The organism is Calditrichota bacterium, from assembly GCA_013152715.1.
GTDB lineage: Bacteria > Zhuqueibacterota > Zhuqueibacteria > Thermofontimicrobiales > Thermofontimicrobiaceae > 4484-87.
On the sequence record JAADFU010000041.1, the window covers coordinates 1 to 8027 of the forward strand.

Sequence of the window (8027 nt, forward strand, 5' to 3'; positions counted from 1 at the left end):
CCAGGTTAAAATTGCCTGAAATAATCCAATTTTTCCAATCCGTTCCACCGGAAAAGTTTGTCTCATAAAGATGAGGATTGTATTTGAATTTTAACCGAAATGGCGATTTTGCGCTTCGAGTATTGACCATCAAAATGCCATCAATAAGATCGCCGTGGCGTGCAGACGGAATTCCCCGAATAACTTCCACTTCGCGAATATTTTCCGCCGGAATGGCGCGCAAATCAATGCCGCTTGCTCCGGACGCTGTGCCAATTCCTGTTTGCAAGTTTGCATTGTTGCTCAAGGGAATGCCGTCCATAATAATTTTTGTACCAATGGAATTGCCGCCGCGAATGGTTGCCTCGGCTGAATAGTGCAGGTTGGGATTCTCTGTCTTCTCACCCGGGACGAGCTGCAAAACATCGTTCAAACTGGACGCCTGAATATGTTCGATTTCCGCGGCCCTGATAACTGATTTTGTCTCCGGCGTTCTGGGGATGAATTCATCTTCGGCAGTGACAGTAATTTCGCCCAATTGAATGGCGGAGCTTTTCAAAATAAAATGCCGGAATACCTTCTCACCCTTTTCAAGCTCAATTGTCACCTTTTTTGTTTTGTAGCCGATGTAGCTTACAATAAGCGTGTATTTCCCCTGGGGCAGTTTCAGTGAGAATTTCCCTTTTAGATCAGTTGCCGTTCCGAGATAATTTTCCTGAATAAAAACATTGGCATACGGCAGCGGGTTCCCCTGTGCGTCTGTAACTCTCCCGGACAGAATGCTATTTTTCTCGCCGGCTGCTAATTGAGAAGCGAAAAGAAATATTAAAAATAAAATGAACCGACTTGTTTTTCTCATCATTATTCGACTTTTTTCTGTGTCAGAGGTGTACCCCAAAAATTAACGAAACAAGTTTTTAACTCTCTGATACGCCTCTTCCCACTGATTACGATTTTCCGGTGTGAATTCCTTCAATTCAAAAGAATTGGCAATAAGCTCTCTTCCTTCTTCCACTGAATTGAGTTCCTTTTTTGCAATCGCCTGCACCACAATATTTCCCAGAGCAGTCGCCTCCGCAGGGCCGGCGATGACAGGAATTCCCAGCGCATTGGCCGTGAATTGATTCAAAATCTGATTTTGTGAACCACCGCCAACGATGTGCAAGCGGTCGATTTTTTTATCGTGCACAGAATTAACCACATCCATGATAAAGCGATATTTCAGCGCCAGACTTTCAAAAATGGTACGTAAAATTTCTCCCCGAGTCCGCGGAACCGGCTGGTCCGAACGTTCGCAAAATTCCTGAATGGCTTTCGTCATCTCAGGCGGATTTAAAAAGATGGCATCGTCCGGATTGATGATTGACCGGAAAGGCTGCGCCGTTTCGACGAGGGAATCCATTTCTTTGTAGCTAACTTTTTTTCCGTCCAATTCCCACTGAAACATGCAGCGCTGCAATAGCCATAATCCCATTACGTTTCGCAAAAAGCGAATTTTGCCATTCACGCCGCCTTCATTGGTGAAATTGAATCGCATAGAATCATCACTAATGATAGGCGCATCGGCTTCGATTCCCATCAGCGACCAGGTGCCGGAACTGAGATAAGCCCAGTTGCCGGTAAGAGCAGGCACCGCGACTACTGCGCTCGCAGTATCGTGTGTTGCCGGGGCGATAACTTCCAATCTTTTAATTCCGGTTTCCTGCTTTATTTCCGGAAGCACATCGCCGATCATTGTGCCGGGCTGAATTATCGGAGAGAACAATTTTTCAGGCAATCCAATTCCAGAAAAAATATCGCCAGCCCAATTTTTTTCTTTTGCGTTCAACAACTGGGAAGTCGAAGCGATGGTGTACTCATTCAATTTCTCGCCTGTGAGAAAAAAATTAAAAAGATCCGGCATAAAAAGCAATTTATCGGCGATGTTTAACAGATGGTTGCCGGTTTCCACCATAGAAAATAACTGAAACAGAGAATTAAATTGCATGAATTGAATGCCTGTGATCTCATATATTTTTTCTTTGGGCATTTTCGCCAACGCGCGTTCGAGCATGCCATCGGTTCGAGAATCGCGATAGCAAAACGGATTTCCAATGAGCTGGTTATCTTTGGAAATCAAGCCAAAATCCACACCCCAGGTGTCAATACCCATTCCCTGCAAATCAGGAAAACCTTTCTTTACAGCAAGCGTAATTCCTTTTTTCAGCTCATTGAATAGATAAGGAAAATCCCAGTACAAATGTCCGAGTATTTGAATTGGCCCGTTGGGAAAACGGTGAATTTCTTCGAGCGAGATTTTATCGTTTTCAATCTTACCGATGATCGCGCGACCGCTGGATGCGCCAAAATCAAATGCAAGGTAGTAATTTGCAGCCATACATCTCTCCCCTATTTTATGTACAAAGGCCCAAAATTTTTGCAAGCACGATAGTCAGCGCCTTCCAAATCATTAGTTCCGAAAGCGTTCCAGGCAGAGGGGCGAAAAATTCGCGTTTCATCAACATTGTGCATATTCACAGGAATCCGGAGCATGGAAGCCAGAGTGATTAAAAGATCCCCGATGTGTCCGTAGCTGATGGCTCCGTGATTTGCGCCCCAATTTGCCATAACGGAGTAAACATCTCTGAATGCGCCTTTTCCAGTCAATTTTGGTACAAACCATGTCGTGGGCCACGTCGGACTGGTGCGGCGATTCAAAATTTCGTGAACGTCGTCAGGCAGTGAAACTGTGTAACCTTCGGCAATTTGCAACACGGGCCCAAGTCCTTTTATCAAATTAATGCGCGACATAGTTACTGGCATGTCCCCTTGCGTCAAGAATTGCGTGGAAAATCCGCCGCCGCGAAAATATTCTAATTCCGCCGGGCACCAGCGCGTCGCATCAAGGCATTTCCCAGCCTCTTCCGGCGCAATTTCCCAGAACGGCTTCATTGCCGGCTTTCCGTTCAGCGTCTGTTGGCCTGTCCCATCCAGCGCTGTGGGGCCAGAATTAATTAAATGAATAATTCCATTTTTTGCCATTCCTGAAAGCTCTTTTCCTGTCACCCTCTTGACTGCTTCCGGGCTCCAGTAGGTTCGAACGTCTGAAAAAATCTGCGCCGTATTAGTGAGTAAATGACCGAACAGCATGGAAATTCCGTTGAGCGAGTCATTTTCCGTCGCCACTATGTAAGGTTCGCGAATGCCGTTCCAATCAAATGAAGAATTTAAAATTGCTTCTAAAAAATCGCCATTGGGAAAATGATCCGTCCATTGGCGTTGTCCCTGAAATCCGGCGACAATAGCATTGTGTCCCAGAGCCTCCTCTCCAAAGCCTTTTTCTGCTAATTTCTCATTCCCGATCATCAAATCGCGCACAATCAGCGCCATTTTCACGGACATTTCCCATTCCATGTCTTTTCTCTCGCGGGATCGCCGCTTTTCCGGTGGGTTCGGATCTTCCCCTTCGGCGCAATTGTTTTTCACCCATTTGAGAGCGCGCTCAAATTCTTCATGGTCGAAAATATTTTCTTCCATGCGGCGTACTAATTCAACCATATCGACCACTTCTGTGCGCATGCCCAGATAGTCCAGTAAAAAATTCTGATCCACAATGGAACCAGCAATTCCCATGGAAACGCCACCCACTGACAGGTATGATTTTCCGCGCATTTCCGCAACAGCCAGACCAGCCCGGGCAAAACGTAACAATTTTTCCTTCACGTCATCGGGAATACCATTGTCGTCGCGATCCTGAACATCTCTGCCGTAGATACTAAAGGCAGGCAATCCCTTCTGGCTATATCCTGCCAGAGCAGCTGCTAAATAGACTGCGCCAGGCCTCTCTGTGCCGTTAAACCCCCAAACAGCTTTGGGAATAAGCGGGTCTGTGTCCATGACTTCTGTCCCGTAACACCAGCACGGCGTCACAGTGAGCGAAACGCCGACATTTTCTCTGGCAAACTTTTCTGCGCAATCAGCCGCTTCGGCAACGCCTCCGATGCAGGTATCTGCGATCACGCATTCAACTGGCAAACCGTTGGAATGCTTCAAATTTGCAGAAAGAAATTCAGCGGCTTTTTTCGCCATGTTCATAGTTTGTTCTTCCAGCGATTCTCTCACACCTTTTCTTCTGCCGTCAATAACAGGTCTGATGCCAATTTTGGGCAGCGAGCCCCTTAATCGTTTGTGTGGTGGATTTTGCTTTAAGGAAGGAATATCAGCCATTTCCAGTCCCTTTCTTTTGATTTGCAGTGGAAAAATAAAGAGAAATGAGTCCCGATTATCAAATGATATTACATTGCCCGAGGATAAAAACAAAGTTGTGAATCATTGCAATTAATACAGAGTTATTTGCCGATCATTGAAAATCGTAGTGATGTTGCTCATTGCCGAGATCTATTTTCCAGAAATTCTTTCACCGACCGCGCCACAATCAGTTCTTCATTTGTCGGCACAGCTAATATTTTAATTCTTGATGTTTTGTCCGAAATAACGCCTTCACTGGTGATGGCTTCGTTTTTTTCAGAATTCAAAACTATTCCAAGATTTTCCATACCAGACAAAATTCTACTGCGCATTGTCGGCGAATTTTGCCCCAGACCACCAGTAAAAACGATGAAATCAGCGCCGTTCAAAATCGCAAGATATTCACCAATGTAGCGCTTGACATAATAGGCAAAAGTATCGAAAGCAAATTTTGCGCGGTCATTACCTTCGAGCATGGCTTTTTCAATGTCGCGAAAATCACCGCTGATGCCGGAAATCCCTTTTACGCCGCCATTGGAAATCAACATTTTTCGTGTTTCTTCGATGGTCAAATTTTCTTTTTCCATCAAATAGAGCAAGGCAAAAGAATCCAGATCACCAACGCGAGTCGCGTTCAACAAGCCACTTTGCGGGCTCATTCCCATGGATGTGTCCACTGAAATGCCATTTTTTATGGCACACACCGAGGAACTGCCGCCAAGATGGCAGGAGATGATTCTCAAATTTTTTGTCTGATTCGCATATTTTTCTTTGACATATTCCGAAATGAAGCGGTGGGAAGCGCCGTGAAAGCCGTATTTTCGAATACCATATCTTTCAAAAAAATCAAAAGGAATACCATAAAGGAAAGCTTCTGCCGGGATTTCCGAATGAAAGGAAGTTTCAAATAATCCGACCAAAGGAACGTCCTGATTCAATTCTTTGAACGTTTGAATTGCAGTCAGGTAAATCTGATTGTGAACCGGTGCCAATGGCAAATATTCGCGCATAGCTTTGAGAACATCATCTGTCAGTTCCACGCAGCCGGAGACTCCCTTTGCGAGCACAACTTTAAATCCCACAGCAGCAACGTCGCGAAAGTCTATCTTTTTTGCCAACGAATCCAGGGTTAATTTTATTGCAGTCTGATAGTTGGGAATTGGAATGGACGTTTCACGTTCAGTCTCGCCGGAAAATCCGTAGCGAAAAATTCCCTCCGAATCTCCGATGCGCTCAACAGCAGCATGGAACAGAGATTCCCCGCTATCCATGTCCATAAGTTTGCATTTATAGGATGTACTTCCAGGATTGGCAATTAAAATTTTCACCCTCTGCCCCGCCTATTTCAACTGGTTCAAACGCTCGATAACTTTTTTGGTAATTTCCTCAACCTGAATATTCTCCGCTGTTGTCGCAGCAGGTTTCTGATCCGTTGAACAGCTACCATTTGTCACGCAATCCGTGACTCTCCCCTGAATATTCAGCTTGTCGCGTATTTCCATCAATTTTTCTACTTGATCAGGCGGAATCATATTGACATTCCCCAGCCCGATAGAAAGATAGACGATATGTGCTGAGTGCTCCAGCGTTTCCATTTTATGATATGCGCTAATTAAATCCTGACCAAATGTCAAAGCGCCGTGATTCGCCAGAAGAACAGCGTCGGAATTTTGCAAAAAAGGTTTTATCGAATCGGGAATTTCCATGGTTGAAGGCGTTCCGTAGGGGGCAATGGGAACCGCGCCCAATGTCAGAACCGCTTCCGGTAACACGCATTTATCGAGCGGAATTCCAGCGACAGCGAAACTGGTGCAGTACGGCGGATGCGCGTGAATGACCGAACGGATATCTTCGCGCTGTTTGTAAACTTCGATGTGCATTTTCACTTCGCTTGAAGGGCGGTATTTCTCGCTGCGCGTAAGCACTTTCCCGTCCATGGTCATTTTGATGATCATATCCTGCGTCATAAATCCCTTGCTCACGCCCGTAGGAGTTGTCAACAGTTCATTGTCACTGATGCGCACAGAAATATTTCCGTCATTCGCTGCCACATACCCGCGCGTCCAGATTCGTCTGCCAATTTCAATGATCATCTTTTTTAATTCAAATTCGCTATTCATGCTATATGTATTCATCAAATTTCCTCCAAATTCTTCAAATTTATCGTGAAATTTATGCTTCAGTTTTAAAGCAAATCACGCAAAACATCTTCATGCGGCTGGGTGATGAGCGTATGCCCTGCCAACATTCCTTCTTCTTGCAAGTAATCAATCGCAGGAATCAACGCCGATTTCAGCGCATCGATATTTCCGGTGAGCACAACTAATCCTTTTCCACCAATGGCCATGGCAACGTGAATCCTCAGAATTTCAATTTCTGCCTCTTTTACAGCCAAGTCCGCTGCACGAATAGCTGCAGCCACAGAAAAAGTCTCGATGACAGCCAAACCATCCACTTCTTTGCTATCTAATGTTGTAGAGCCAATAATTGCCGGAAAAATTTTCTCATCCACATTGGGCACGAGCGTTGCATTTACTATTGCGAAAGCGCCGGTTTCGCGAGCCATTGCCAGACTTGTCTCCACGTCGGAAATTTCACCTTTAACGATAATGAGATATTTCCCGGAACAAATAGTGCGGGCGATGATTTTCTCAACTAACGCCGATTTCAAAATTTGATCTTGAACTTCGTATCCTTTGAAAATACTGGCTAATTCAATGATACCAATGGTATATCGCAAACTCATGCAATCCTCTCGATAACTATTTCATTTTCATTTATTTGCACGACTTTCCCATCAATTGAAGCATGGACGTGGGCTGATACTGATTCTTTTCCTTCTGCGATCAAGTCATATTTCTTTACAACATCTCCGAGATTAACAATGGGCACCGCCGGAGCGCCAATGTGCTGCTTCAAGGGCAGTTTTACTTGTGGTGGATCCAATTTTAAATTTTCCAACGGTGCATGGTCAGTAAATTTTAGCACATCCAGCCTCTGCATCAGTTTTTTCGTCGGTACTTTTCGAAAATTTTCCAGTGGATGTGGTTTCACAGGCAAACCTTCCCAACGGTTGTCTGATGCCAGAGAAATTCGTTTTTCAATCACTGTGGCGCCTCGCGGATCAAGCCCTTCCGGACACGAATACATTGTACATAAATTGCATTCGCAGCAAAACTCATTACCTTGATGGACTAATTTCAAATCTTCTCGCGAAAACATGATATTGCGCATGGCTGTTTCCGGACGCACCGGTTGTCCCAATAGATACCGTGGACAAAGGTCTGTGCAAAAAGAACACTGATCGCAACTGGCTTTGGCGATGCGAACAGTTTTCTCAGGTTGAGAAAATCTTTCATAAACAGTTGTGCAATAGTGATCAACTGGCAAAACAATCAACCCGCCAGTGGTTTTTGTGATAACAGTTTTCAGATCGCGAACGACTTCTCCCATCATTAGCCCGCCAGATCGAACGATGTAGTGTGGCGTTTGTATTTGAAAATGGGCTAAAATTTCCTCGTAGCTTGTGCCGATCGGGGCTTTGACAGTCAGCGGCTTTTCTACGGCGCCGGCAACTGTGAAAAATTTCTCGACAGTCGGTTTCTCGGCAGCAATGTTAAAAACAGTCTCAACATTTTGTACCAGACAGCCAACAGAAATCGGCAATTGTCCTGGCTGAATCACCCGACCCGTTGTCAAATAAACCAATGTGACTTCGTCTCCGGCAGGGTAAAAATCTCCGATTTTGGCGATCTCCATCGGCGGACTGATGAGTTTTTCCAGAATTGAAATAACATCTTTATGCTTCGCCTTAATGCCGA

General features: G+C 45.0%; 7 protein-coding genes. All 7 read right to left on the reverse strand.

The window, feature by feature from the left end; genetic code table 11:
* Positions 1-841: TonB-dependent receptor (locus GXO74_03480; GenBank protein NOZ60720.1), on the reverse strand; the 841-nt coding region annotated here is incomplete at its 3' end.
* 39 nt (positions 842-880) lie between these two features.
* Positions 881-2356, reverse strand: coding sequence for a rhamnulokinase (gene rhaB, locus GXO74_03485; GenBank protein NOZ60721.1), 1476 nt, complete (start codon positions 2354-2356; stop codon positions 881-883).
* Between the two features lie 11 nt (positions 2357-2367).
* Complete coding sequence (locus tag GXO74_03490; GenBank protein ID NOZ60722.1) at positions 2368-4185, reverse strand: L-fucose isomerase; 1818 nt, start codon at positions 4183-4185, stop codon at positions 2368-2370.
* 158 nt (positions 4186-4343) lie between these two features.
* On the reverse strand, positions 4344-5534 hold the full coding sequence (locus GXO74_03495; GenBank protein ID NOZ60723.1) for an acetate/propionate family kinase: 1191 nt from the start codon (positions 5532-5534) through the stop codon (positions 4344-4346).
* Between the two features lie 12 nt (positions 5535-5546).
* On the reverse strand, positions 5547-6326 hold the full coding sequence (locus GXO74_03500; protein NOZ60724.1) for a class II aldolase/adducin family protein: 780 nt from the start codon (positions 6324-6326) through the stop codon (positions 5547-5549).
* Positions 6327-6391: 65 nt separating this feature from the next.
* Positions 6392-6952: a BMC domain-containing protein gene (locus GXO74_03505; protein ID NOZ60725.1), complete on the reverse strand. Its 561-nt coding sequence runs from the start codon at positions 6950-6952 to the stop codon at positions 6392-6394.
* Positions 6949-8027: NADH dehydrogenase subunit (locus tag GXO74_03510; protein NOZ60726.1), on the reverse strand; the 1079-nt coding region annotated here is incomplete at its 5' end. The genes GXO74_03510 and GXO74_03505, both read right to left, overlap by 4 nt.

What these genes read in the sequence shown, in the direction of transcription:
- rhaB (NOZ60721.1), bottom strand. Translation starts at nt 2,356, where the DNA reads ATGGCTGCAAATTACTACCTTGCATTTGATTTTGGCGCATCCAGCGGT.
- GXO74_03490 (NOZ60722.1), bottom strand. Translation starts at nt 4,185, where the DNA reads ATGGCTGATATTCCTTCCTTAAAGCAAAATCCACCACACAAACGATTA.
- GXO74_03505 (NOZ60725.1), bottom strand. Translation starts at nt 6,952, where the DNA reads ATGAGTTTGCGATATACCATTGGTATCATTGAATTAGCCAGTATTTTC.
- GXO74_03500 (NOZ60724.1), bottom strand. Translation starts at nt 6,326, where the DNA reads ATGAATAGCGAATTTGAATTAAAAAAGATGATCATTGAAATTGGCAGA.